At 73.1% G+C, this 24,947-nt stretch carries 22 protein-coding genes; 13 read left to right on the forward strand and 9 right to left on the reverse strand.

What is annotated here, in order from left to right; translation table 11 throughout:
• The first annotated feature begins 11 nt into the window (after nucleotides 1–11).
• Nucleotides 12–1,028 carry an adenosine deaminase gene (locus IAG42_RS23945; RefSeq protein WP_188339014.1) on the forward strand — a complete coding sequence of 339 codons (1,017 nt, stop codon included), beginning with the start codon at nucleotides 12–14 and terminating at the stop codon, nucleotides 1,026–1,028.
• 7 nt (nucleotides 1,029–1,035) lie between these two features.
• Here the strand turns inward: IAG42_RS23945 and IAG42_RS23950 are convergent, their stop codons facing one another.
• Nucleotides 1,036–2,349, reverse strand: coding sequence for an MFS transporter (locus tag IAG42_RS23950; RefSeq protein ID WP_188339015.1), 1,314 nt, complete (start codon nucleotides 2,347–2,349; stop codon nucleotides 1,036–1,038).
• Nucleotides 2,350–2,644: 295 nt separating this feature from the next.
• On the opposite strand from IAG42_RS23950, the gene IAG42_RS23955 reads away from it, so the two are divergent.
• From IAG42_RS23955 to IAG42_RS23975, 5 genes are all read left to right on the forward strand, one after another.
• Entirely contained in the window at nucleotides 2,645–3,778 is a 1,134-nt protein-coding gene (locus tag IAG42_RS23955; protein WP_394811240.1) for a carbohydrate kinase family protein, read from the forward strand.
• A 660-nt stretch (nucleotides 3,779–4,438) separates the two neighbouring features.
• Entirely contained in the window at nucleotides 4,439–5,449 is a 1,011-nt protein-coding gene (locus IAG42_RS23960) for a PhoH family protein (RefSeq protein WP_188339017.1), read from the forward strand.
• Between the two features lie 12 nt (nucleotides 5,450–5,461).
• Complete coding sequence (gene ybeY, locus IAG42_RS23965) at nucleotides 5,462–5,959, forward strand: rRNA maturation RNase YbeY (RefSeq protein WP_188339018.1); 498 nt, start codon at nucleotides 5,462–5,464, stop codon at nucleotides 5,957–5,959.
• A complete protein-coding gene (locus IAG42_RS23970) occupies nucleotides 5,956–7,242 on the forward strand; it encodes a hemolysin family protein (protein ID WP_188339019.1) in 1,287 nt (428 codons plus the stop codon). The genes ybeY and IAG42_RS23970 overlap by 4 nt, the downstream gene beginning before the upstream one ends.
• Entirely contained in the window at nucleotides 7,232–7,585 is a 354-nt protein-coding gene (locus IAG42_RS23975) for an MmcQ/YjbR family DNA-binding protein (RefSeq protein WP_188339020.1), read from the forward strand. Before IAG42_RS23970 ends, IAG42_RS23975 begins: the two co-directional genes overlap by 11 nt.
• A 5-nt stretch (nucleotides 7,586–7,590) precedes the next feature.
• Here the strand turns inward: IAG42_RS23975 and IAG42_RS23980 are convergent, their stop codons facing one another.
• Nucleotides 7,591–10,050: a helix-turn-helix transcriptional regulator gene (locus tag IAG42_RS23980; protein WP_188339021.1), complete on the reverse strand. Its 2,460-nt coding sequence runs from the start codon at nucleotides 10,048–10,050 to the stop codon at nucleotides 7,591–7,593.
• Between the two features lie 117 nt (nucleotides 10,051–10,167).
• On the opposite strand from IAG42_RS23980, the gene IAG42_RS23985 reads away from it, so the two are divergent.
• The 5 genes from IAG42_RS23985 (at nucleotide 10,168) to IAG42_RS24005 (ending at nucleotide 14,784) form a co-directional block, all read left to right on the forward strand.
• On the forward strand, nucleotides 10,168–11,085 hold the full coding sequence (locus IAG42_RS23985) for an SDR family NAD(P)-dependent oxidoreductase (RefSeq protein ID WP_188339022.1): 918 nt from the start codon (nucleotides 10,168–10,170) through the stop codon (nucleotides 11,083–11,085).
• A gap of 30 nt (nucleotides 11,086–11,115) precedes the next feature.
• The gene (locus IAG42_RS23990) at nucleotides 11,116–11,469 is read left to right on the forward strand and encodes a cytidine deaminase (protein ID WP_188339023.1); all 354 of its coding nucleotides are present in this window, start codon (nucleotides 11,116–11,118) and stop codon (nucleotides 11,467–11,469) included.
• A 215-nt stretch (nucleotides 11,470–11,684) separates the two neighbouring features.
• The gene (locus IAG42_RS23995; protein WP_188339024.1) at nucleotides 11,685–13,019 is read left to right on the forward strand and encodes a WxL domain-containing protein; all 1,335 of its coding nucleotides are present in this window, start codon (nucleotides 11,685–11,687) and stop codon (nucleotides 13,017–13,019) included.
• Nucleotides 13,020–13,164: 145 nt separating this feature from the next.
• Nucleotides 13,165–14,118 carry a WxL protein peptidoglycan domain-containing protein gene (locus tag IAG42_RS24000; RefSeq protein ID WP_188339025.1) on the forward strand — a complete coding sequence of 318 codons (954 nt, stop codon included), beginning with the start codon at nucleotides 13,165–13,167 and terminating at the stop codon, nucleotides 14,116–14,118.
• 294 nt (nucleotides 14,119–14,412) lie between these two features.
• Nucleotides 14,413–14,784 carry a transglycosylase family protein gene (locus tag IAG42_RS24005; protein WP_394811241.1) on the forward strand — a complete coding sequence of 124 codons (372 nt, stop codon included), beginning with the start codon at nucleotides 14,413–14,415 and terminating at the stop codon, nucleotides 14,782–14,784.
• Between the two features lie 25 nt (nucleotides 14,785–14,809).
• Here IAG42_RS24005 and IAG42_RS24010 read toward each other — a convergent pair whose 3' ends face one another.
• Entirely contained in the window at nucleotides 14,810–15,148 is a 339-nt protein-coding gene (locus tag IAG42_RS24010) for a P-II family nitrogen regulator (protein WP_188339026.1), read from the reverse strand.
• Complete coding sequence (locus IAG42_RS24015; RefSeq protein WP_188339027.1) at nucleotides 15,145–16,473, reverse strand: ammonium transporter; 1,329 nt, start codon at nucleotides 16,471–16,473, stop codon at nucleotides 15,145–15,147. Before IAG42_RS24015 ends, IAG42_RS24010 begins: the two co-directional genes overlap by 4 nt.
• Nucleotides 16,474–16,593: 120 nt before the next feature.
• Between IAG42_RS24015 and era the strand changes: the two genes are divergently transcribed.
• A complete protein-coding gene (era, locus tag IAG42_RS24020) occupies nucleotides 16,594–17,544 on the forward strand; it encodes a GTPase Era (protein ID WP_188339028.1) in 951 nt (316 codons plus the stop codon).
• 24 nt (nucleotides 17,545–17,568) lie between these two features.
• On the opposite strand, the gene IAG42_RS24025 is transcribed toward era, so the two are convergent.
• Nucleotides 17,569–18,411: a helix-turn-helix transcriptional regulator gene (locus tag IAG42_RS24025; RefSeq protein ID WP_188339029.1), complete on the reverse strand. Its 843-nt coding sequence runs from the start codon at nucleotides 18,409–18,411 to the stop codon at nucleotides 17,569–17,571.
• Between the two features lie 161 nt (nucleotides 18,412–18,572).
• Between IAG42_RS24025 and IAG42_RS24030 the strand changes: the two genes are divergently transcribed.
• Complete coding sequence (locus tag IAG42_RS24030) at nucleotides 18,573–19,427, forward strand: NAD-dependent epimerase/dehydratase family protein (RefSeq protein ID WP_188339030.1); 855 nt, start codon at nucleotides 18,573–18,575, stop codon at nucleotides 19,425–19,427.
• A gap of 1,224 nt (nucleotides 19,428–20,651) precedes the next feature.
• Here IAG42_RS24030 and IAG42_RS24035 read toward each other — a convergent pair.
• The 4 genes from IAG42_RS24035 to IAG42_RS24050 form a co-directional block, all read right to left on the reverse strand.
• The gene (locus tag IAG42_RS24035; RefSeq protein WP_188339031.1) at nucleotides 20,652–21,893 is read right to left on the reverse strand and encodes an MFS transporter; all 1,242 of its coding nucleotides are present in this window, start codon (nucleotides 21,891–21,893) and stop codon (nucleotides 20,652–20,654) included.
• The gene (locus IAG42_RS24040) at nucleotides 21,890–23,242 is read right to left on the reverse strand and encodes a GH1 family beta-glucosidase (protein ID WP_188339032.1); all 1,353 of its coding nucleotides are present in this window, start codon (nucleotides 23,240–23,242) and stop codon (nucleotides 21,890–21,892) included. Before IAG42_RS24040 ends, IAG42_RS24035 begins: the two co-directional genes overlap by 4 nt.
• Nucleotides 23,243–23,401: 159 nt before the next feature.
• Nucleotides 23,402–23,668, reverse strand: a complete 267-nt coding sequence (locus tag IAG42_RS24045; protein WP_188339033.1) for a protealysin inhibitor emfourin — start codon at nucleotides 23,666–23,668, stop codon at nucleotides 23,402–23,404.
• Between the two features lie 17 nt (nucleotides 23,669–23,685).
• Complete coding sequence (locus tag IAG42_RS24050; protein ID WP_188339034.1) at nucleotides 23,686–24,759, reverse strand: M4 family metallopeptidase; 1,074 nt, start codon at nucleotides 24,757–24,759, stop codon at nucleotides 23,686–23,688.
• Nucleotides 24,760–24,947: the final 188 nt, after the last annotated feature.

The following is a 24,947-nucleotide window of genomic DNA, read 5'->3' on the forward strand; positions in this document are numbered from 1 at the left end:
ACGATGGCCGGATGTCCCTCGCACCACTCGCCCGCATCCCCAAGGCCGAACTCCACCTGCACATCGAAGGCACCCTCGAACCCGAGCTGGCCTTCGAGCTCGCCGCGCGCAACGGCGTCACCCTGCCGTACGCCGACACCGAGGCGCTGCGGCAGGCCTATCTCTTCGACGACCTGCAGTCCTTTCTCGATCTGTACTACGCGCTGATGGCCGTCCTCCTCACCGAGGACGACTTCGCGGATCTCGCCGACGCCTATCTCGCCCGCGCCGCGGAGCAGGGCGTGCGGCACGCCGAGATCTTCTTCGACCCGCAGGCCCACATGGCGCGCGGTGTCGGGATGGGGACCGTCGTGGAGGGGCTCACGCGGGCGCTCGCGCGCAGCGAGGAGCGGCACGGGATCTCCACGAAGCTCATCATGTGCTTCCTGCGGGACCAGTCCGCCGAGTCGGCGATGGAGACGCTGAGGGCCGCCGAGCCGTATCTCGACCGGATCGTGGGCGTGGGCCTCGACTCGGCCGAGGTCGGCAACCCCGCCTCCAAGTTCCGTGAGGTGTACGCGGCGGCGGGCGAGCTCGGGCTGCGCAAGGTCGCGCACGCGGGCGAGGAGGGCGACCCGTCGTACGTGTGGGAGGCCCTCGACGTGCTCGGTGTCGAGCGCGTCGACCACGGGCTGCGGTCCATGGAGGACCCGAAGCTCGTCGAGCGGCTCGTACGGGACCGGGTGCCGCTGACGCTGTGCCCGCTGTCGAACGTGCGGCTGCGGACGATCGACGTCCTGGAGGACCATCCGCTGCGCGCGATGATGGACGCCGGGCTGCTGTGCACCGTCAACTCCGACGACCCCGCCTACTTCGGCGGATACGTCGGGGACACCTTCCACGCCGTGCACGAGGCGCTCGGCATCGACCCCGAACGGGTGCGGCAGCTCGCCCGCAACTCGTTCGAGGCCTCCTTCCTCGACGGCAGCGAGGAGGACGAGGCCCGCCGGGCCCGCTACCTCGCCGAGGTCGACGCGTACGAGTTCTGAGCGCGCGTCAGGACTGAGCCGTACGGGCCTGCGGACCCGCCGCCGTGAAGTCGCCCTGGACCGGGTCCGGGGCGGCCTCCGCGACGGCCGCCGGCATCTCGATCTCCACGACCGGCTGCTCGGGCACACCGGACGGCGGGACGATCGCGCCGACCGGGGCGCCGCTGCTGCGCCGTGCCGCACCCGCGAACAGCGGACGGCCGCCGGTGTGCAGGGCGACCGCCGTGAGCGGCAGCGCGAGCAGGACGAGGAGCGTGGCGAGCGCCGCGCCCATCACCGGGAAGCCCACCGCCTGCGACAGCGAGCTGCCCACGAGCGGGCCGCAGGCCGTGCCCAGCGAGGACGCCGAGCCGACCAGGACCGCCCAGCGGCCGCGCGGGTCGAGCGAGGCGGCCAGGCCCAGCAGGTAGGAGAGCACCACCGGGTACAGGGTGTTCCAGGCGATCTCGCCGGTCGCGAAGGTGCCCAGGCCGTCCGCGCGGGCGCTGACCGCGATGCAGCAGGCGATCAGGGCCGTGCCGAGACCGATGGGCAGGGCGCGGCCCAGCCGCGCGCCGAGGGCGCCCGCGCCGATCACGCCGAGCAGTCCGGCGCCGAGCGCCACCGCGAACACGCTGCCGACCGTGATCTCGCTCAGGCCCGCCTGCTCCGTGCCGATGCGGCTGCTGACGCCCCACAGCGAGTTCTGGGCCATCGACCAGCACACGATCACCGCGGCCAGGACCATGCCCGAGCGGGCGTGGGGGAGCGGGGTGTGCGGGGCCTGTACGGGACTGTTGTCCTCGGTCGCGGGCTCAGGCAGGCGGTTCGTCGCCGGCCACACCGTGAGGGCCGTCAGCGCGAGTGCCGCGAACGGGACGGCGTGGCCCGTGCTGATCCTCGGGATCGTCAGGTAGAGGGCGCCCGCGAGCGCCGAGACGCTCAACAGGCCCAGCGTGGACGCCCGGTGAGGGTCTTTCTGCGCGGCGATCCCCGTCGCGGCCACCGCCGTCGCCGTGCCCGAGCCGAAGCCGCCGAGCATCGCACCCGCGACGACCAGCGGGACGGTGCCGGTGAGCGCCGCCGTGCCGTAGCCGAGCGCGGCCAGGAGAAGTCCCGCGCGGGCCGCTCTGCGCGGGCCGATGCGTTCGACGCGGGACGCGAGCGTGAAGCCCGCGGTGGCCGAGCTCAGCAGCAGCGCACTGCCGACGAGACCGGCCTGGGTGGGAGAGAGTGCCAGGCTGTCGGCGACACGGCCGACGACGGTGGGCAGCAGATAGGCGGCGAGATATCCGGCCGTGAAGAGGGCTATGAGAGCGGGCCGGGGGGTGCGCGACGACACGGGCGATCCTGGAGAACGGCCCCCTGCCTTGGACGCTGTTTTGGGCAAGGGGGTGGTAAGGCCGGGGGAGGGGTTGAACGCCGGCGTCTTTGCGAACGGGACGGAACCGTGGACGCCGGGTGCGGGCCAATTTGTATCAAGCGGGAAGGGGGCTGCGGGGCGCGGGGTGGTGTGAGCTGGGGCACATTCGGTTTGGGTGGGGTGGGGCCGGGTAGCAGCGGGGATTTTCCGGGGGTGGACCTTCGTGACGGGTTGATGTCGGGGACCCGTCGCAGAGGGGTGTTTCGGGCACACTGTGCGGACCCGTACCACCTGCAGGGAGCGTGATGTGAACCCCGTCGAACCGGACCGCACCGACCCCCTGGCTCCGCTGCGGCGGCCCGGCGACCCCGCCTGCGACGTCTATCTGACGGGCACCGTCTTCCTCGACATCGTGTTCACCGGGCTCGACAGCGCGCCCGTGCGCGGCACCGAGTCCTGGGCCCGCGGCATGGGATCCAGCCCCGGGGGCGTCGCCAACATGGCCACCGCGCTGGCCCGGCTCGGGCTGCGGACCTCGCTGGCGGCGGCCTTCGGGGACGACCACTACGGCGAGTACTGCTGGGACACGCTGGAGCGCGGCGAGGGGATCGACCTCGGGCTCTCGCGGACGGTCCCGGGCTGGCACTCGCCGGTCACCGTCTCCATGGCGTACGAGGGCGAGCGGACCATGGTCAGCCACGGGCACGAGCCGCCGCCGGAGGAGCCCGCGCCCCGCTGCCCCCCGCCGGCCCGGGCGGCCGTGGCGTCCCTGGTGCCGGGGGTGTCCGCGCCCTGGGTGGGGGACGCGGCGCGGGCCGGGACGCGGATCTTCGCCGATGTCGGCTGGGACGACACCGGGCGCTGGGATCTGGGGGCCCTGGGGGACCTCTCGGAGTGCGAGGCCTTCCTGCCGAACGCGGAGGAGGCCATGCGGTACACGGGTACGTCCTGCCCCCGGGCCGCCGCCCACGCGCTGACGGAGCACGTCCCGGTCGCCGTGGTGACGCTGGGCGCGGAGGGTGCCTACGCGGTGGACGGGCGGACCGGGGAGACCGCGTCCGTCCCGGCGATCCAGGTCGAGGCGATGGACCCGACCGGGGCGGGGGACGTGTTCGTCGCCGGGTTCGTCACCAGCACGCTGGCCGGGTGGCCGCTGGCGGACCGGCTGGCCTTCGCGGGACTCACGGCGGCCCTCTCGGTGCAGGAGTTCGGAGGGTCGCTGTCGGCGCCCGGCTGGTCGGAGATCGGGGCGTGGTGGCGGCAGATCCAGGCGTACGAGGAGCGGGGGGCGCAGGATCCGGCGGCGCTGGAGCGGTACGCGTTTCTCGAGCCGCTGGTGCCCGCCGGGGTGCGTCCGTGGCCGCTGCGGCGGGCCGTGCCGACGATCGGGTTCGGCCGCTCCATGTGAGCGCGCGGGAAGGGAGGGCGGCCGCCCGGTGCTCTTTGGCGGCTTTCCGTTTCGTGCCGACCGGTGCGTGGGCGGGTACGGGGCCGCACGGGGCATGTCCGTGCTCGCCATCTCGAAGGCGCCGCCCGCCGTGTCGGTGCGGGGCAGCCTGTGCTCGGGTGCTGCGCGCGGACATGCCCCGTGCGGCCCCTTCCGTCTCGTGCCCGGTGGGCGGCCGGTGGCGCGGAGACGGTTCCCGTGCGGGCTCTTCCGTCTCGTGCCCGGTGGGCGGCCGGTGGCGCGGAGACGGTTCTCGTGCGGGCTCTTCCGTCTCGTGCCCGGTGGGCGGCCGGTGGCGCGGAGACGGTTCCCGTGCGGGCTCTTCCGTCTCGTGCCCGGTGGGCGGCCGGTGGCGCGGAGACGGTTCCCGTGCGGGCTCTTCCGTCTCGTGCCCGGTGGGCGGCCGGTGGCGCGGAGACGGTTCCCGTGCGGGCTCTTCCGTCTCGTGCCCGGTGGGCGGCCGGTGGCGCGGAGACGGTTCCCGTGCGGGCTCTTCCGTCTCGTGCCCGGTGGCGGCCGGTGGCGCGGAAAACGGCTCGGTCGGCGAGGTGGGGGCGTCGTACCCTTGAACGCGTCAGACCACGGCTGTCACAAGGAGACTGCGGCCCTCGGGGCCCGCCCATGACGCAGACATCAACCCGCGCGCAGTTCACCGTTCCCGCGAAGCACCCCATGGTCGAGGTGCTCGGTTCGGGCGACGCGCTGCTGCGAGTCATCGAGAGGGCCTTCCCGGAGGCCGACATCCATGTCCGGGGCAACGAGGTCAGTGCGGTGGGTGAGCCGCGGGACGTGGCGCTCATCCAGCGGCTGTTCGACGAGATGGTGCTGGTGCTGAGGACGGGGGCTCCGATGTCGGAGGATGCGGTCGAGCGGTCGATTGCGATGCTGAAGGGCGAGGGGGAGGAAACTCCGGCGGAGGTTCTCACGCAGAACATCCTGTCGTCGCGGGGGCGGACGATCCGGCCGAAGACGCTCAACCAGAAGCGCTATGTCGATGCCATCGACAAGCACACGATCGTCTTCGGGATCGGGCCCGCCGGTACCGGCAAGACGTACCTGGCCATGGCCAAGGCCGTGCAGGCGCTGCAGAGCAAGCAGGTCAACCGCATCATTCTCACGCGGCCCGCGGTGGAGGCCGGCGAGCGCCTGGGATTCCTGCCCGGAACGCTCTACGAGAAGATCGACCCCTACCTGCGGCCGCTCTACGACGCGCTGCACGACATGCTGGACCCGGACTCCATTCCCCGGCTGATGGCTGCCGGGACCATCGAGGTCGCGCCGCTGGCGTACATGCGCGGCAGGACCCTGAACGACGCCTTCATCATCCTGGACGAGGCGCAGAACACCTCTCCCGAGCAGATGAAGATGTTCCTCACCCGGCTCGGATTCGACTCGAAGATCGTCATCACCGGTGACGTCACGCAGGTCGACCTTCCGGGCGGGACCAAGAGCGGGCTGCGGCAGGTGCAGGAGATCCTGGACGGGGTCGCCGACGTGCACTTCTCGCGGCTGTCGTCGCAGGATGTCGTCCGGCACAAGCTGGTCGGCCGTATCGTCGACGCGTACGAGAAGTACGACACCGAGCACGGTACGGAGAACGGCACCCACCAGGGCCGCCCCAGAGGGAAGTAGAACGACTGCGTCATGTCGATCGACGTCAACAACGAGTCCGGCACCGAGGTCGACGAGCAGGCGATCCTCGACATCGCCCGCTACGCGCTGATGAGGATGCGCATCCACCCGCTCTCCGAGCTCTCGGTGATCGTGGTGGACGCCGATGCCATGGAGCAGCTCCACGTGCAGTGGATGGACCTGCCGGGGCCCACGGACGTCATGTCCTTCCCGATGGACGAGCTGCGGCCGCCCATGAAGGACGACGAGGAGCCCCCGCAGGGCCTGCTCGGGGACATCGTGCTGTGCCCCGAGGTGGCGAAGAAGCAGGGTGAGGACGCGCCGACCCAGCACTCCATGGACGAGGAGCTTCAGCTCCTGACCGTCCACGGGGTGCTGCACCTGCTGGGGTACGACCACGAGGAGCCCGACGAGAAGGCCGAGATGTTCGGGCTCCAGGCGGCGATCGTGGACGGGTGGCGCGGTGAGAAGGGGCTGACGGGGCCGTCGCCGGCGCCGACCGTGTCATGAGTTTCTCGTTGATCGCCGGTGCTGTCGCGCTGGTTGTCGTGGCGTGGCTCGCGGCCTGCGCCGAGGCCGGGCTCGCCCGTGTCTCCAGCTTCCGGGCCGAGGAGGCCGTGCGGTCCGGGCGGCGCGGCGGGGCCAAGCTCGCCCAGGTCGCGGCCGACCCGACGCGCTATCTGAACGTCGCCCTGCTGGTGCGCGTCGCCTGCGAGATGGCCGCCGCGGCCCTGGTGACGTACGCCTGTCTCGAGGAGTTCCGCGAGACCTGGCAGGCGCTGCTCGTGGCCATCGGCGTCATGGTGCTCGTCTCGTACGTCGCCGTGGGCGTCTCGCCGCGGACCATCGGGCGGCAGCACCCGCTCAACACGGCCACGGCCGCCGCGTACGTGCTGCTGCCGCTGGCCCGGATCATGGGGCCCATCCCCTCGCTGCTCATCCTGATCGGCAACGCGCTCACCCCCGGCAAGGGCTTCCGGCGCGGGCCGTTCGCCTCCGAGGCCGAGCTGCGGGCCATGGTCGACCTCGCCGAGAAGGAATCCCTCATCGAGGACGAGGAGCGCCGCATGGTGCACTCCGTCTTCGAGCTCGGGGACACGCTCGTGCGCGAGGTCATGGTGCCGCGCACCGACCTCGTGGTGATCGAGCGGTACAAGACCATCCGGCAGGCCCTGACCCTGGCGTTGCGGTCCGGATTCTCGCGGATTCCCGTGGTGGGGGAGAGCGAGGACGACGTCGTGGGCATCGTGTATCTGAAGGACCTGGTCCGCAAGACGCACATCTCCCGGGACGCCGAGGCCGAGCTGGTCTCCACGGCCATGCGGCCCGCCGCGTTCGTCCCGGACACCAAGAACGCGGGCGATCTGCTGCGGGAGATGCAGCAGCTGCGCAATCACGTCGCCGTGGTCATCGACGAGTACGGCGGCACGGCCGGCATCGTGACCATCGAGGACATTCTCGAGGAGATCGTCGGGGAGATCACGGACGAGTACGACCGTGAGCTGCCGCCCGTGGAGGAGCTGGGCGACGACCGGTTCCGGGTGACCGCGCGGCTCGACATCGGGGACCTCGGCGAGCTGTACGGGCTCGAGGAGTTCGACGACGAGGACGTCGAGACCGTGGGCGGCCTGCTCGCCAAGGCCCTGGGGCGGGTGCCCATCGCGGGCGCCTCCGCGGTGGTCGAGCTGCCGGACGGGCGCGTGCTGCGGCTGACCGCCGAGGCCCCGGCCGGCCGGCGCAACAAGATCGTCACCGTGCTCAGCGAGCCCGTGGAGGCCGCGGGTGACTCCTGACGCGCTGCGGGCGCTGTGCCTCTCCTTCAACGCCGCCGTGGAGGAGTTTCCCTTCCGGCCGGAGATCTCCGTGTTCAAGGTGCTGGGGAAGATGTTCGCCCTCAGCCACCTCGACGGGGAGCCGCTGACCGTCAACCTGAAGTGCGACCCCGAGGACGCCCTCCGCCTCCGGACCCAGTACGAGGGCCTCGTCGTCCCCGGATGGCACATGAACAAGCGGCACTGGAACACGGTGAGCGCGGGCGAGCTGCCCGATCGGGTGGTGCGCGAGCTGGTCGAGGACTCGTACGACCTCGTGGTCGCGGGACTGCCGCGGGCGGAGCGGCTGAAGCTCGATCGCTGACGCCGTCAGAGGTTCAGGTCGCGCAGTTGGGCACGGGACGTGATGCCCAGCTTCGGGAATACCTTGTAGAGGTGGTAGCCCGCTGTACGCGGACTCATGGTGAGGCGGGCGCCGATCTCCTTGTTCGACAGGCCCTGGGCCGCCAGGCGGGCCACCTCGTGTTCCTGCGGTGTGAGGTGCGGGACGGGGGTGGGGGCCGTGCCGCCCGCCGCGCGCAGTTCGGCGCGGGCGCGGTCCCGCCACACCGTCAGGCCCAGCCCTTCGAACAGGGCCGCGGCATCGCGCAGGTGCTCCCGGGCCGCCGCGGCCCGGCGGTCCCGGCGCAGTTGCTCGCCGCGGGCGAGTGCGGCCCGGGCCCGGGCGAACGGGTCCGCGGCGCATCCATCGGTCCCGGCTTCGAGGACCGCCCCCTGTGCCAGGGCCAGGTCCGGGGCGCTGAGGCGGGCGATTCTGCTGTGGGTGCTCCGGACGGTCAGAAGATGTTCGACGGCCTCGGCCGTGTCGTTCCGGGCCAGGGCCAGCAACGCGCGGGCCCAGGAGGCCTCCGCCTGCGCCGCCCGGTTGCGCAGGGGCAGGGCCAGGGCCGTCGCCTCGTCCGCGAAGCCGCGGCAGGCCGGGTCTGCGTGCAGGGCCGCGATCCGGGCGAGCAGCGCCAGGGCGTCGGCCCGTGCCACCGGCTGGTCCAGGTCGCGGGTGCAGCGCAGCGCCTCCTGCGCGTGCGCGGTCGCCGCCGCGATCCGGCCCGTACGGCACTCCAGGTCGGCCAGCCACAGCAGCGGGCGCGGGAGCAGGGCCTGGACCCCCTCGGCGGCGATCTCCGCGCACGCTCGCTCGGCGAAGTCCCGTACGGGCGCCGGGTCCGGGGCGTCGCGGGTGATCGCGAGGGGCCACAGCCAGCGGTGCACCCGGCTCGAGCCCAGCTCGTCGGGGGCGGCGTCCAGGACGGCCCAGGGGTCGTGGTGGGCGCCGGGGCCGGTGGCGAGCAGGCGCCCGTAGGCGTGGTGGCGGGGCGGGAGGTCGAGGGTGGTGATCCGCAGGGCGGTGCGGCGCAGTTCCTCGTCCAGGCCCGCGTGCTCGGCCGCGTCGCAGGCCATGAAGAGCAGGGCGGCGGCGGCCGCGGGGGCGTGCTCGGCGTGGGCCTCGGCGGCGCGGACCAACTGCCGCAGGGCGCCCGGCTGATCGCCAGACGAGTAGGCGATCAGGCCTTCCAGGCGGGCGAGTTCGGGCGAGTCCCGGTCGGGGCGGGCCGTCAGGGTGCGGGCGGTCTCCGGGTGGCCGGACTTCCAGGCGGCGTGCGCGGCGGACGCGAAGCGCCGGGAGCCGTGCGCCGGGTCGGGGCTCAGCTCCGCGGCGCGGGTCAGCACCGTGGTGGCGGCGGTGAGGCCGCCCCGGCCAGCGATCGCGTCGGCGTCGCGCTCCAGGGCCGCCGCGAGGTCCTCGTCGGGCTCCGTCGCGGCCAGTGCCCGGTGCCAGAGCGCCTCGTGCCCGGTGAGGGCCGCGGCGAGCGCCTCGTGGACGCGGGCCCGGTCCGCGGACGGGGCGCCGGCGTAGAGGACGGAGCGCAGCAGGGGGTGGCGGAAGCGCAGGGCGGGGCCCGTGACGTCGAGGAGGCCGCCCGTCTCGGCGGTCGCCAGCGCGGTCGCGGGGAGCTTCAAGTGCCGGGCCGCGGCGAGGACCGAGGCGGTCGCGCCGCGGCTCTCGGCGGCGGCGACGAGCAGCAGGGTCCGGGTCTGCGGGGGCAGGGCGCGGACGCGGTCGGCGAAGGCCGAGCGCAGCCGTGCGGGCAGGGGCGCAGGGCCGGGCTCGGGGAGTTCGGTGAGGGCGAGCGGGTTGCCCTCCGCCGCCGCGATCAGGGCCGCGGTGTGCGCGCCGCGCACCCCGCGCGCGTCGAGCAGGGCGCGGGCGGCGTCATCGTCGATCCCGGCGAGGTCGAGGGTGGGCAGATCGTGCTCCGGGCTCGTACGGGCGGCCAGGAGGACGGCCGTGCCGGGTACCGGGCGGCGGGCGAGGAACAGGAGCGCGGCGCGGGTCGCCGGGTCGAGGTCCGGGAGATCGTCCGCGACGAGCAGCACCGGGGCGGGAAGGGCGGCGAGGAGGGTGCGCAGCGCGGTGCGGACCGTGAGCTCGCCGGTCTGCCCGGTGGGTGGGCACAGGCCGAGGGCTTCCGTGAGGGCCCGGCGCTGGAAGTCGGGGAGGGCGTCCGTGTGGTCCAGGACGGGGGTCAGCAGGTCCAGGAGGCCGCTGAAGGGGAGCGCCGCGTCCGGTGCGCCGCCCGCGCAGCGCAGCACCGTGGTGCCCGGGCGGTGTTCCAGAGTGTGGGCCGCGACGTCGTCGAGCAGCGCGGTCTTCCCGGTGCCCACGTCGCCGCGCAGCATGAGGACCGGGCCGGCCTCCGCGTCGGCGACCAGCGCGTGCAGCAGCGCCTGTTCGCGTCGGCGTCCGTACAACTCTCGTTTCCTCGGCACGCTTTGAGGCTAACCGGACCGGTCGAAGTGACGGATGCCCGGTGCGGGCCAGGTGGCGCAGAGTCGGAGGCGTCCCGAGGAGAAGGTCCGGAGGTTTCCGGAGAGATGGAGTTCCCCATGCCCGCGAGTCCGTTCAGCCGCCGTGCCGCGCTCTCCGGCGCCGTCGCCGCCGCCGCGACCGTCGCCGCCGCGCCCCGGGCCCGGGCGGCGGACGCGCCCGGCCGCCGGTTCGCCGGGAAGGTCGTCCTTGTCACCGGGGCCACGTCCGGCATCGGCAGGGCCACCGCGAAGGCGTTCGCCGCGGAGGGCGCCAGGGTCGGCTTCTGCGGCCGCCGGCGCGAGCTGGGCCGGGAGGTGGAGCGGGAGATCCGGCAGGCGGGCGGCGAGGCCACGTACCTGCACGCCGACGTCAGGGAGGCCGAGCAGGTCGAGGCGTTCGTCGACGGCGTGGCACGGCGCTACGGCGGGCTCGACATCGCCTTCAACAACGCCGGGGTCGAGAGGTCGAAGCCGCTGCACGAGATGACCGTCGCCGAGTGGGACGACGCCCTCGCCACGAACGAGCGCGGCGTCTTCCTCGGCGTGAAGTACGAGATCCCGCATCTGCTGCGGCGCGGCGGCGGCGTCATCGTGTGCACGTCGTCGGCGGGCGCGGAACGGGTCAGGCCCGGACACGCGGCGTACGCGGCGGGCAAGCGCGGCGTCGAGGGCATCGTGCGGGCGGCCGCCATGGACTACGGGGACCGGGGGGTGCGGATCAACGCGATCCGGCCCGGCACGACCGACACCCCGCTGGTGCGCCCGGCCGGGGTGCCGGACGCCGACTGGGAGGCGTTCAAGAAGGCGTGGGGGCCGCTGAACGTGGCCGGGCTGCGCCGGATGGCGACGGCGCGGGACATCGCGGCGGCCGTGCTCGCGCTGGCCGGGGACGAGCTCGGCTATGTGACCGGTGCGGAGATCGCGGTGGACGGTGGCGCGACGGCGGGCGGCCCGCAGGTGTGGCCGCAGGGCTTCCCGAAGCCGCCGGGTGTGTGAGCCCCGGGCGGCGCTCTTTATGCTCACCCCATGACTGAGAGCACCGACCTCACCGCAGAGGACCGCAAGATCGTCACGCTGGCTCGTTCGGCCCGGGCCCGGAACGGGGTGGCCGAAGGGGCCGCCGTGCGGGACGAGACGGGGCGTACGTACGTGGCCGGGACGGTCGCGCTGGACTCGCTCAAGCTCAGCGCGCTGCAGACGGCCGTCGCGATGGCCGTCGCGTCCGGGGCGCAGTCCCTGGAGGCGGCCGCCGTGGTGACCGAAGCGGAAGGTGCCGCGGACGCGGACCGGGCCGCCGTGGCGGACCTCGGCGGGGCCGGCACTCCCGTGATCGTGGCCGGGACCGACGGGGTCGTGAAGGTGTCCGTCACCGCCGGCTGAGCGGCGGGAAAATGAGCGGTCCGTGCTGAGGCACGGGCCGCTTTTTTGTTGCCCGACTGACAGGTGCTCCAAGGAACTTGCCATCATCTGATGGGCCATCAGCTGATGCGGTTCGACTCCATTGACTTTTCACACAACCCACACGTCAATGTGCGCAGTCGGCGCGAAACCGGCACCGGAGCCGCCGCGCCCACACCCATCAGGAGGGGACGTCCATGGGTTCCACCAGTCGAAGACGCCGCGGCTGGGCCGCGCTGCTCGGGGCCGCCGCGCTCGCGGTCACCGCGGGCGGCACGCTCGCCGCACCGGCCAGCGCCGCCGCCCAGTCCACCGACGTGGACTTCGCCACGCACTGCATCCCGCCCGCCATCGCCGGCATCCCGCCGATCGACGGCACCACCACGGCCCGGATCGATGTCGACAACGCCGCCCCCAAGGTCGGCGACACCGTCACCGTGACGTACACCGTGGTCAAGCCCGCCGCCAGCAACCCGGTGGACCTCGCCCTGCCGGCCGACATCATGACGCCGACCGGCAAGGTCGTCCTCGGGGGCGCACAGGGCGGGGAGATCACCGTCGCCGGGCCGAAGAAGAACGAGCCGGTGCCCGGCAAGGGCGCCTTCCCGTCCTTCTCCATGACCGGCACGTTCACGGTCACGTCGCCGGGCGCGATCAACCTGTCGCCGGGCGACTACAACATCCACACCAGCTACATCATGGAGCTGGACACCCCGTGCACGGTGACGAACGGGCCCGCGCCCGTCTCCGAGACCGTGAACGCCACGGACGGCGGCGGTACCACCAACCCGCGGGCCATCCAGCTCGGCACGGCCTCCGGGAAGCCCGGTGACGCGGTCACCGTCTCCGGCAGCAAGTTCACCCCGGGTGCCTCCGTCACGCTGGCCGGCCGCGCCGGTGCCGCGCAGACCGGCGACACCGCCACTGTCACCGCCGACGACCAGGGCTCCTTCAGCGGCTCCCTGACCGTCAACGACAAGACGACCACCGGGGTCGTCGCCTACGAGGGAGGTGCCTGGAGCGACGACAAGGGCGCCGGGCCCGCGGCGTACGTCGTCATCGACGACAGTCCGGTGCCGCCGGGCAGCCAGAAGATCAAGGCGTCCGTGAAGGCGGGCACGCTGTCGATGACCCAGGCCGGTGACACCGTCGAGCTCGGTGCCGTCGACTACGGGCAGGGCGGCGCCGCCAAGGGCGACCTGCAGACGGTGACCGTCAAGGACTTCCGCGGCGGCCCCGCGGGCTGGTCCCTGACCGGCAAGGTCACCGACTTCACCGGGCCCGGCGGCGCCTCCATCGGGGGCGACAAGCTGAGCTGGACCCCGAAGTGCGCCACCAAGGCGGGCAGCCCGAGCACCTGCAAGGCCGGATCCGCCGGGGCCGTCGGCTCCGCGGGCGCCACCCTCGCGTCGGCGCCGGACGCCGCCGCCACCGGCGGCGAGTTCACGGTCGACGCCGGGCTCTCGCTGAACGTGCCGCAGTTCACGGCGCCCGGATCGTACGCGGGCGTCCTCACCCTCACGCTCGCCTGAGTCCCGACCCGGACGAGCCGTGAGCGAGCCGGGCGCGCACCCGCCCGGCATCGCCGTTCCCCTCCCGCCTTCCCCTGTCTTCTCCTGTCTCCTTCTGTCGTCGTTTTCCTCCGCCTTCGCCGCCCGCCCCGGGGGTCCCGCACCGATGCGCAAGCCGTCCTGTGCCGTCCTGCTTCTGCTGCTCCTCGGCTGCCTGCTGAGCGGCGCGCCCGCCCAGGCCGCCGACAACGGCAGCTGGTCCGTCTTCCCCTACGCCACCGAGCTCGCCCGGCGCCCCTACTTCCACCTCTCGGCCGACCCCGGCGACACCCTGCGCGACCGTGTCGTCGTCGCCAACAAGACCGCGCGCCCCCTCACCTTCCGGCTCTACGCGGCCGACGCGTACAACACCGCGCGCGACGGCGGCTTCGCCGTGCGGACGCGCAAGGAGAAGCAGCGCGGCGTCGGCGTCTGGGCCCGCCCCGCCCGCACCCGCGTCACCGTCCCGCCCCGCGGCCGGGTCACCGTCCCGATCACGATCAAGGTGCCCGAACGCGCCGAGCCCGGCGACCACCCCGGCGCGATCGTCGCCCTCGACGAGCGGGTCGACCGCGGCGACGGCTCCCTCGCCCTGGGCGTGCAGCGCGCCGTCGCCGCCCGCGTCTACCTGCGGGTCAGCGGTCCGACGATGCCCGCGATCAGCGTCGAGCAGGTGAAGGTCGAGCACAGCCGGCCCATGGTGCCGGGCACCGGGCCGAGCACCGCCGTCATCTCGTACACCCTGCGCAACCGCGGCAACGTCACCCTCGACCCGTCCGTCCGGCTGCACGCCGGCGGGCTCTTCGGGCGCACGCTGCTGGCCCGCTCCCTGTCCGGGACGCCCGCCGAACTGCTGCCCGGGCAGCGGGTCCGGCTCACCGCGCGGTGGAACGGGGCCCCGCAGTTCGACCGGGGCGACATCACGCTCACCGCGAGCGCCCGCGAGACCCGCGAGTCGGTGAGCGTCTCGTATCTGGCGCTTCCGTGGGTGTTCGTGCTCGTCGTGGCCGCGCTGCTCGTGACCGGGACCACTCTGACGGTCCGCGCGCGGCGGTCCCGGAGAGGCGCAGGTCACATATAAGCCCTGATCAGGGGGTTACGTGAGCGTCCTCACGTCGGGCTCGGGCGGGGCCGGAAGGCCCCTCGGGCGAATCGGACAAAACTGCGTGTTTAAGGCGCGCAAGGGACTTTGGTCCCGGTACTTATGGGGACCGAAGAAAGGACCAAAGTCCCGTTCGGTGGGACCGGGGACCCAAAAAACGAGCCTTGCCGCGGGCCATGGTGGAGCAGTCGCCCGGCGCCGAGAGGTTCCGGCAGCGCCCCCCCGTCACGGGAGGCGCGGCGACACCCCCGACCCCGAACAAAGGTTTCTTACGTGTTCAGCTTCGCCCGTACCGCCACCGCCGCCCGCACCAACCGCGCCCGTCGCTTCGCCGCCGGAGCCGTGCTCGCCGGCGCCGTCGGCACCGCCGTCTTCGCCGGCACCGGCAGCGCGTCCGCCGCGCCCGCCGCCTCCGGCTGGGACGCCGTCGCGCAGTGCGAGTCGACCGGCAACTGGTCGGCGAACACCGGCAACGGCTTCTCCGGCGGCCTGCAGTTCACGCCGTCCACCTGGGCCGCGTACGGCGGCACCCAGTACGCCCCGGCCGCGCACCAGGCCAGCAAGAGCGAGCAGATCGCCGTCGCCAACAAGGTGCTCGCCTCGCAGGGCAAGGGCGCCTGGCCCGTCTGCGGCGCCAAGCTCTGAGCCGCACCACCAGTCAGCGACTGACTCAGACGGCGTCGGGGCCCCGTTCGCCCGTCCGCACCCGCACCACGGTGTCGACGGGCACGGCCCAGACCTTGCCGTCGCCGATCTTCCCGGTGCGCGCCGCCCGCACGACCGCTTCCATCACGGGCTCCGCGTCGTCGTCCGCGACGACCACCTCGATGCGCACCTTCGGCACCAGATCCACCCGGTACTCGGCGCCCCGGTACACCTCCGTGTGGCCCCGCTGGCGCCCGTACCCGCTGGCCTCGGTCACCGTCAGACCGTGCACACCCAGCTCCTGCAACGCCGTCTTCACCTCGTCGAGGCGAAACGGCTTCACGACCGCGGTGATCAGCTTCATGATGTGACCCTTCCGGCGACAGGAGTGCTGCCCTGCGGGGCACCGTGCCCGAGGACGCCGTGATCGTAAGCGGTCTCCGCGTGCGCCGTCTGGTCCAGGCCCGTGCGCTCCTCGTCCTCACCGGCCCGGAAGCCCATCAGCCGGTCGATCGCCTTCCCGATCCCGTACGTCACCAGGAACGTGTACGCCGCCACGACCAGCACCGCGAGCAGCTGCTTGCCCAGCTGACCGAACCCGCCGCCGTACAGCAGACCCTCCTTGTCCGCCGAGCCCGTCATCGCCGACGTGGCGAACAGGCCGATCAGGACCGTGCCCACGACCCCGCCCACGAAGTGCACGCCGACCACGTCCAGCGAGTCGTCGTAGTCGAAGCGGAACTTCCAGGCGACCGCGTACGAACACACGACACCGGCCGCGAGCCCGACCACGGCCGCGCCGAGCACCCCCACGACCCCGCACGCCGGGGTGATCGCGACGAGTCCGGCGACCGCGCCCGACGCGGCGCCGAACGTCGTCGGATGCCCGTCCCGCTTCTGCTCCACGAACAGCCAGCCGAGCAGCCCCGTACAGCCCGCGATCAGCGTGTTGAACAGGGAAGCCGCGGCCAGCCCGTTCGCGCCGAGCGCCGAGCCACCGTTGAAACCGAGCCAGCCGAACCACAGCAGGCCCGCGCCCAGGACCACCATCGGCAGGTTGTGCGGGCGCATCGCGTCCTTCTTGAACCCGAGCCGCGGCCCGAGCACCAGACACAGCGCGAGCCCCGACGCGCCCGACGCGATCTCGACGACCAGGCCGCCCGCGAAGTCCAGCGCGCCCAGGTGGTGCGCGATCCAGCCGCCCGGCCCCCACACCCAGTGCGCGACCGGGACGTATACGAGCAGCGCCCACACCGGCACGAAGACCAGCCACGCCCCGAACCTCGTGCGGTCCGCGACCGCGCCGCTGATCAGCGCCGCCGTCAGGATCGCGAAGGTCAGCTGGAACGTGGTGAAGAGGAAGGTGGGGACGGTGCCGGTCACGTCGTCCGGGCCCACCCCCGCCATGCCCGCGTGCCCCAGATCCCCGATCAGACCCGCGAACGCGTCGTCGCCGAAGGCCAGCGAATAGCCCGCCACCAGCCACACCACCGTCACCAGGGCGATCGACACGAAGCTCATCATCAGCATGTTGAGGACGCTCTTCGTGCGGACCATGCCCCCGTAGAACAGGGCCAGGCCCGGGGTCATCAGCAGAACGAGCGCGGTCGCGGCGAGCAGCCAGGCCGTGTCACCCGTGTCGAGGGCGGCGGCTACCGGGGCGGCGAGGGGAGGGGGCGTGGGAGGCATGCGGGCCAGCGTCACCGGCCCGCGTTTCCGTTGTCGCACCCCGGGGTTTCCGCCGTGTTTCGTGTCACCCCGGTGTTACGAGACCCTCACGGTGCCGCACGGCTTCGCGGATCAGGGACAATGGGCGCCATGAGCGTTCACACCCCCGCTGCCGGACCTGCCCACCGCGCCGGCTTCGCCTGCTTCGTCGGCCGCCCCAACGCGGGCAAGTCCACCCTCACGAACGCTCTGGTCGGCAAGAAGGTCGCGATCACCGCCGACCAGCCGCAGACCACGCGGCACACCGTGCGCGGCATCGTGCACCGTGACGACGCGCAGCTGATCCTGGTCGACACCCCCGGGCTCCACAAGCCGCGCACCCTGCTCGGCGAGCGGCTCAACGACGTGGTGCGCACCACCTGGGCCGAGGTCGACGTGATCGGCTTCTGCCTGCCCGCGAACGAGAAGCTCGGCCCCGGCGACCGGTTCATCGCCAAGGAACTCGCGTCGATCAAGAAGACGCCGAAGATCGCGATCGTCACCAAGACCGACCTCGTCGACAGCAAGCAGCTCGCCGAGCAGCTCATCGCCATCGACCAGCTCGGCAAGGAGCTCGGCTTCGAGTGGGCCGAGATCATCCCGGTCTCCGCCGTCGGCGACAAGCAGGTCGACCTGCTCGCCGACCTCATCGTGCCGCTGCTGCCCGAGGGCCCGGCGCTCTACCCGGAGGGCGACCTCACCGACGAGCCCGAGCAGGTCATGGTCGCCGAGCTGATCCGCGAGGCCGCGCTCGAAGGCGTCCGCGACGAGCTGCCGCACTCCATCGCCGTTGTCGTCGAGGAGATGCTGCCGCGCGAGGACCGCCCCGCCGACAAGCCGCTCCTCGACATCCACGCCTTCGTCTACATCGAGCGGCCCAGCCAGAAGGGCATCATCATCGGCCCCAAGGGCAAGCGCCTCAAGGACGTCGGCATCAAGTCCCGCAAGCAGATCGAGGCGCTCCTCGGCACGCCGGTCTACCTGGACCTGCATGTGAAGGTCGCCAAGGACTGGCAGCGCGACCCCCGCCAGCTCCGCAAGCTCGGCTTCTGACCCCGGCCCCGGTCCTCGTACTCCCTACTCGTACACGGTCGGGCTCGGGGCCAGGTCCTGGAGCCCGATCACCCGCAGCAGCTCCAGCCGCTCGTACGCCGGGGTGCCCGGGCGTGCCGAGTGCACGACGAGCTGCTGGTCGTGGCCGGCGCCCAGCAGCACCTCGCAGTCCAGGTCGAGCACGCCGACGACCGGGTGCACGAAGCGTTTCGGCGACGGGCGGTCCACGACCACGTCGTGCGCCGCCCACATCTCCTCGAACTCCGCCGACGCGGACCGCAGTTCGCGGACGAGCGCGGCCGGGCCCGGGTCGTCCGGGCGGGCCGCCGCGACCGCGCGCAGGCCCGCCACATGGGCGCGGCCGAGCCCCTCGTGCTGGTCGGCGGGGAACAGGGCGCGGGTCGCCGGGTCCGTGAACCAGCGGCGGATCATGTTCGTGCCCACGTGGTCGCCGGTCAGCGCCATCGACATCGCGTTCTGCGCGAGCACCTCGCCCCAGTCGCCGAACACCGTCGCCGGCAGATCGTGCAGCCGGTCCAGGATCAGCAGCAGCCCCGGGCGGACATGCCCCGACGAGGTGCCGGGCCGCGGCGGCTCCTCGCCCGCCAGATGGAACAGATGGTCCCGCTCGGCCTCCGTCAGGCGCAGCGCGCGGGCCAGCGCCGTCAGCATCTGGCGCGAGGGGTGCGAGCCGCGGCGCTGCTCCAGCCGCGTGTAGTAGTCCGCGGACATCCCGGCGAGCTGCGCCACCTCCTCGCGGCGCAGGCCCGGGGTGCGGCGGCGCGGGCCCGTGGGCAGGCCCACGTCCGGGGGGTTCAGGCGACTGCGGGAGCGGCGCAGGAAGTCGGCGAGTTCGGCACGGTTCACGTCTTTCAGCATGGCTCGCCGCCGGGTCCGTATCCAGGGAGTGCCGGTCCCTGGATAACCGCGTCTCTCCCGCCGGGGCGGCGGCGGGCGGAGGCTTCAGCCACGGCCGGTTCGGCCACGGCCGGTTCGGCCACTTTGGCTACGAGGACGAGGAGACGGCCATGCTGATATTGGTGACGGGTGCGACGGGTCAGGTCGGGCGGCGGTTCGTGCCGCGGCTGCTGCGGGCGGCCCCGCACGGGGACCGGGTGCGGGTGCTGGTGCGGGAGGCGGAGCGCGGGGAGGAGTTCGCGGAGCTCGGGGCCGAGGTCGTCGTGGGGGATCTGCGGGACGCGGAGACCCTCGGGAAGGTGACGGCCGGGGTGGACGCGGTCGTGAACGTCGCGGCGGCGTTCCGGGGAGTCCCGGACGAGGAGGCGCGCGCGGTCAACCGGGACGCGGCGATCGAGCTCGGGCGGGCCGCGGTGGCCTCAGGCGTCGGCAGGTTCGTGCAGGTCAGCACGGGGCTGGTGTACGGCGCGGGGCGGGGGCGGGCGCTCGTCGAGTCGGACGAGTCGGTGCCGGGCGGGCACCTGTGGGGCGCCTACCCCGAGTCCAAGTGGGAGGCCGAACAGGGGCTCGCGGGACTCTCCGGGCTCGGTGATCTGCGGATCGGGCGCCTGCCCTTCGTGTACGGGGACGGGGACCCGCACCTCGACACCGCCGTGGAGTGGGCCCCCGGGTGGGCCGGGATGCAGCGGCTGCACCTCGGGCACCACGCGGATGTGGGCCAGGGCCTGCTGCGGCTCCTGTACGCGCCGGGTGCGTCCGGCGCGTACAACATCGCGGACGACGCCCCGCTCACCACGATCGACCTGCTCACCTTCGCGGGTGTGGAGGTCCCGCCCGCCGTGTCCGAGAGGGAGACCACGGACCCCTGGCACGCGGTGATGTCCACGTCCCGCATCCGCCATGAACTGGGCTACCGCCCCCTGTACCCGTCTCTCTGGTCGGCCCAGGCAGCCGGCGCGCTGTGATCACGCTCGGGCGGTGGCCCCTTGTGGCGGGGCCGCAGCGGAGCCCATTTCCGCACGGAGCCTCCCCTTTCCCTGGGCCGCCGCCCGACCCCGGCCCTCCTGGGCACGGTGCTGTATCGACGCGCGGGCCCGACACGTCCTCCGGCAACGGCTGCGCAGCGTGCCCCACGGCACAGCCACATCCGGCGCCGTCGTACGGCCTGTGCTGAGCCTTTATCCCACCCGCCCGCCCCCTCCGGGGGCGTCGGCCCGGCGCCGGGGCGACGCCCCAGCGGCGACTGGTTTGCGGCCAGAGCCGACAGGCACCCCGTAACGGGCGCGGGGCTGTGTCGATGTGCGGCTCCACCGCCTGGGCGCGATCGGCCCTGTCTGCCTGGCGCCGGAGCAGACGTGCCCCGTCAGGGGCGCGGGGAACTGCGCGAGTAACCACGACGGTGGCGCGGTCGGCGGTGATGTCCGGCCCCCACGGCGTCGACGCTGTAGCCGAGCCCCGATGAGCGCACCCGGCGCCGGGGTGCCGCCTTGCCCACCCTCCCTCAAGCTCTCGGCTTCGCGCGTCGAGCAGGGAGGACTCCCATCGCCCCAGGCGGCAGACTGCCCAAGGCCAGGCCGACCGAAATGCGTACCCGGGCTGGGGTGTTGCCTGAGGCCGGGTGCCGGGCCGAACGCCCCCGGAGGGGGCGGGTGGGTGGGAGAGGGGCTGGGGCGAACGGGCCAAGGTTGGGGCGGCCGGATGCGTGGCCGGGGCAAGCGGGCCAAGGTTGGGGCGGCCGGATGTGTGCCCGGGGCTGGGTGTTGCCTGAGGCCGGGTGCCGGGCCGATGTCCTGGAGGGGGTGTGCAGGGGAGGGGCGGCACGGATCCCGAGCCGGAGTGCTGGTCCGAGGCGGGCGGCTGGGGCGCAGGCGCCGGGCGGCTTGGGCTCTGGCCCCGGCGCCCAGGGTGCCGCCCCGGCCGGAGGCGCGGCGGCGTTCGGTCCCGGTTCCGGCCCTGGCGCCCAGGGTGCCGCCCCGGCCGGAGGCGCGGCCGCGTTCGGTCCCCGTTCCGGCCCCGGCGCCCAGGGTGCCGCCCCGCGCCGGAGGCGCAGTCATGCTCAGGTCCGGCAAAGGCACCGACCAAGGAACCGGCCCCGGCACCCACGTTGCCACCCCCGGCCGGAGGCGCAGCCGCGCTCAGGCCCCGGCCCCCGCATTGCCGCCCCCCCCCCGGGGGGGGCGTAGCCGTCGTCAGTCCACCCCCTTGATGCGATGGACCAGCAGCGCGCCCGCGAGGCCGATCGCCGCTGAGACCAGGTAGAGGACCCGGTAGCCGCCCAGTTGGCCGACCAGCGGCGCGGCCAGTACGGGCGCGGCCACCTGCGGCAGGGAGTTCGCGATGTTGATGACGCCGAGGTCCTTGCCCCGGTCCAGGGCCGCCGGAAGCACGTCCGTCATCAGGGCGAAGTCGACGGAGGTGAAGACACCGAAGCCCACCCCGAGCACCGCGGCGGCGACGAGCGCCCCGCTCCACGTCTGCCACCCGGACAGCACCCCCGTCGCGACGGCGATGAGTACCCCGGACCACAGGACGAACGGTTTGCGCCGGCCGACCCGGTCCGACCAGACCCCGCCCACCACCACCGTGGCGAGCAGCGTCACCCCGTTCACGGCGGTGAGGATCAGCACCCCGGACTCCGGGTCCGGATAGTGGAGTTGGTCGCGGAGGTAGTAGAAGAGGTACAGGAGAACGAGCGCGTTGCCGAGGTTGATCAGGAACCGGGTCAGCCAGGCCCACGCGAAGTCGGGATGGGCGCGCGGGCTCAGCCAGAACCCCGCGGCGAAGGCCCGCCACGACCAGGCGGGCCGATCGGCCGCGGCGAGCCGCAGATCGGGATGGCGCAGCACGTACGGCGCGACCCCGACCAGCGTGAAGACGGCACAGGCCGCGTACCCGGCCCCCGTCCCGCCGGCCAGCGTCGCGAGCCCGGTCCCGCCGACGACCCCGAGGATCTGCGCGGCCCCGAGCCATCCGCCGACCGCCCCGCGCTGGAGGCGCGGCACCCGGTCCGGCACGGCCGCGGTGACCGCCGCGAACGCCGCGTTCAGTGTCAGCTGCACCAGGCACCAGCCCAGGAACAGCACCCAGACGGCCTCCGCGACCCCGAGCAGCAGCAGGGACAGCGCCCCGCCGACGGCCCCGGCCACGATCCACGGCGTACGCCGCCCGTAGCGGGACACGGTCCGGTCGGACAGCGCCCCGAACAGCGGGTTCGCCGCGAGGGAGACAACGGCCCCGACCCCGGTGACCCAGGCGAGCAGCGACTCCTTCGACAGGCCGGTGCCGGGCGCGAACCGCTCCGACTGCTGGGCGAGAAGGATCTGGAGCGGCCCGTACCAGCCCACCCAGATCGCACCGTTGGCCAGCGACAGGGCGACCGTCCAGCCGCGCCGGACCCGCTCGGCGGGCTCCTCCAGGGCGAGCGCGCTCATGACCGCGGCGCCTTCTGCTCCCGCAGCGCGTCGCGCAGCCAGGCGTACGAGGCCTTCGGTGTGCGGGTCCCGGTCGCGTAATCGACGTGGATCAGGCCGAAGCGCTTCGTGTAGCCCTCGGCCCATTCCCAGTTGTCGAGGAGCGACCAGACGAAGTAGCCGCGCACGTCGGCGCCCGCCTCCATCGCCCGGTGCAGGGCCCGCAGGTGTCCGTCCAGGTAGGCGATGCGGGCCCGGTCGTCGAGGCCCTCGTACGCGCAGCCGTTCTCGGTGATGACAACGGGCGGCAGCCGGTCCCCGTACCGGTCGCGGAAGGAGGTGAGGAGTTCGGTGAGCGCGTCGGGGACGACGGGCCAGCCGAAGTCCGTCACCGGGTGTCCCTCGATCTCCCGTACCGAGAAGGGCAGTTCGGCGGGCAGCGTCAGTCCGGAGAACTCCACGTCCGTACCGCCGGCCAGCGGCGCCCCCACCTTGGTCGGCTGGTAGTAGTTCACCCCGTACCAGTCGAGGGTGCCTTCGGAGATGACCTTCAGGTCGCCGGCGAGGTCGTCGGCCGGCATCAGCTCGCCGAACCCGTCGGGGTAGCGGCCGAGCAGCAGCGGGTCGGAGAAGAGCCGGTTGAGGACGACGTCGTACAGGTCGGCGGCCGCGGCGTCGGCCGGTCCGGCGGAGGCGGGCCAGGTCGGGCCGTGGGAGTTGGCGATGCCGATGTCGGTGGCGCCCGCCGCGCGCAGCGCCTGCGCGGCGAGCCCGTGCGCGAGGAGCTGGTGGTGGGCGACCGGCAGCGCGTCGAACAGCAGCTTCTTGCCGGGCGCGTGCGCGCCGAGGGCGTGGCCGAGCAGGGTGTGTTCGGCGGGCTCGTTGAGGGTGATCCAGGTGCCGGTGCGGTCGGCGAGCCGCGCCGCGACGGTCTGCGCGTGGGCAGCGAACCGGGCCGCGGTGTCCCGGGACAGCCAGCCGCCGGCCTCCTCGACCTCGACGGGCAGGTCCCAGTGGAAGAGGGTCGGAACCGGCCGCACGCCCCGCGCGCACAGCTCGTCGACGAGCCGGTCGTAGAAGTCGAGGCCGCCGGGCCGCAGCACCCGCGGCCAGGACACGGAGAAGCGGTACGCGCCGACCCCGAGACCGTGGACGAGGTCCACGTCCTCGCGGTGACGGGCCACGTGGTCGCAGGCCGTGTCCGCGGTGGAGCCGTCCTTGATCCGCCCGGGTTCGGCGCCGAACACGTCCCAGATCGAGGGCGCGCGTCCCTCGGCGGCGCCCTCGATCTGGTGGGCGGAGGTGGAGACACCCCACAGGAAGCCGGGCGGGAACTTCGGGAGCGGCGACGCGTCCGGGGTGGCTGGCATGGGCGCGATCATCCGTACCGACCGGTAGAGAAGTCAACGCCCGTGCAACCACCAGTAGTTACCGCGGGTATCACCAGGCGGGAAACCCCGGGCGCTCAGGCCTTCAGACGACCTCCGTCAGACGACCTCCATCAGGCACCCTCCACCAGGCGCCCTCCTTCAGGCGCCCTCCTTCAGGACCCGGGTGATCAGCCTGCGCTGCTCCGGAGTGAGCCGCGGATCCGCGCAGTACACCGTCCGCCCGTCCACGGTGATCGTGTAGCTGAACCCGTCGGGCACCCCGGTGGGCGGGCTGTCGCGGCCCTCGGCGAGCGCCGCCGCGGCCAGCTCCCGCCACTCGTGCTCGTCTGCGTGGCCCGCCGTGTCGATCTCGGCCTGCCGGGGGACCCCGGCGAAGCCGCCCGTGCGCCTGACGTGAATCCGCATGGCTGCCGCCTACCCGTTCAGCTCGTCGGCACCCCGACCTGTTCCCAGGCCTTGAGCACGGCCTGGGTCTCGTCGCCCGCCCCGTACCGCTCCCGGGCGGTCTCCGCGGTCAGCTGCGCGAAGTCCGCGAAGGAGGCGTCCTGTGCCAGCTCGCCGCCGGTGAGGGTGTCGAACCAGATCTGCCCGGCCCGCTCCCACGCCTGCCCGCCGAGTTCGGTGGCCAGCAGGTAGAAGGCGTGGTTGGGGATGCCGGAGTTGATGTGGACGCCGCCGTTGTCCTCCTCGGTGTCCACGTAGTGCTCCATGTCGGCGGGCTGCGGGTCCTTGCCGAGGACGTCGTCGTCGTACGCGGTGCCCGGCGCCTTCATGGAGCGCAGCGCCACGCCCTGGACGCTCGGCGCGAGCAGCCCCGCGCCGATCAGCCAGTCGGCCTCGGCGGCGCTCTGGCCGAGCGAGTACTGCTTGATGAGGGAGCCGAAGACGTCGGAGAGCGACTCGTTGAGGGCGCCCGGCTGGCCCGCGTAGGTCAGGTTCGCCGTGTACTGGGTGACGCCGTGGGTGAGTTCGTGGCCGATCACGTCGACGGGCAGGGTGAAGTCGAGGAAGATCTCGCCGTCCCCGTCGCCGAACACCATCTGCTCGCCGTTCCAGAACGCGTTGTTGTAGTCCTGGTCGTAGTGGACCGTCGCGTCGAGCGCGAGCCCGTTGCCGTCGATCGACCAGCGGGCGTACTTCCGCAGGTACAGCTCGAAGGTGGCGCCGAGGCCGGCGAACGCCCGGTTGACGGTGGCGTCCCGGCCCGGCTCGTCGCTCTCGCCGCGCACCTTCGTGCCGGGCAGTTCGGTGCCGTGCGCGGCGTCGTAGATGGTGCGGTTCGGCTTCTGGTCCTCGGGGGCGACGGGCCGGGGGACGACGGCGGTGCGGGCGACGACGGTGTCGCGGCGCCGGCCGCGCTCCAGGGCGTCGCGTTCGAGGGTGAGTCGGGCGCGCTCGGCGGCCGTCGCGTTCGAGGACCGGGCCACCTTGTCGAGCAGGTGCGGGGGGACGATCGAGCAGAAGACGGGCTGGAAGCCGGCGGGGTTCGAAGTCATCATGCAACGGTGGCACTGCGTCATCGCCCTGTCACGAGGTGCGACGGTGATTAGCGAAATAGAGCGAAATAGCGGGAGGGAGAGGTCGAAATGGAGGCGTACGTCACCTATGCCCGGTTACTCGCCGGTCGTCCCGCATACTGATACGACCCTCCGCACAAGAGCGGGACTCGGTTAAGGTGCTCAGC

This window comes from Streptomyces xanthii, assembly GCF_014621695.1.
Lineage (GTDB): Bacteria > Actinomycetota > Actinomycetes > Streptomycetales > Streptomycetaceae > Streptomyces > Streptomyces xanthii.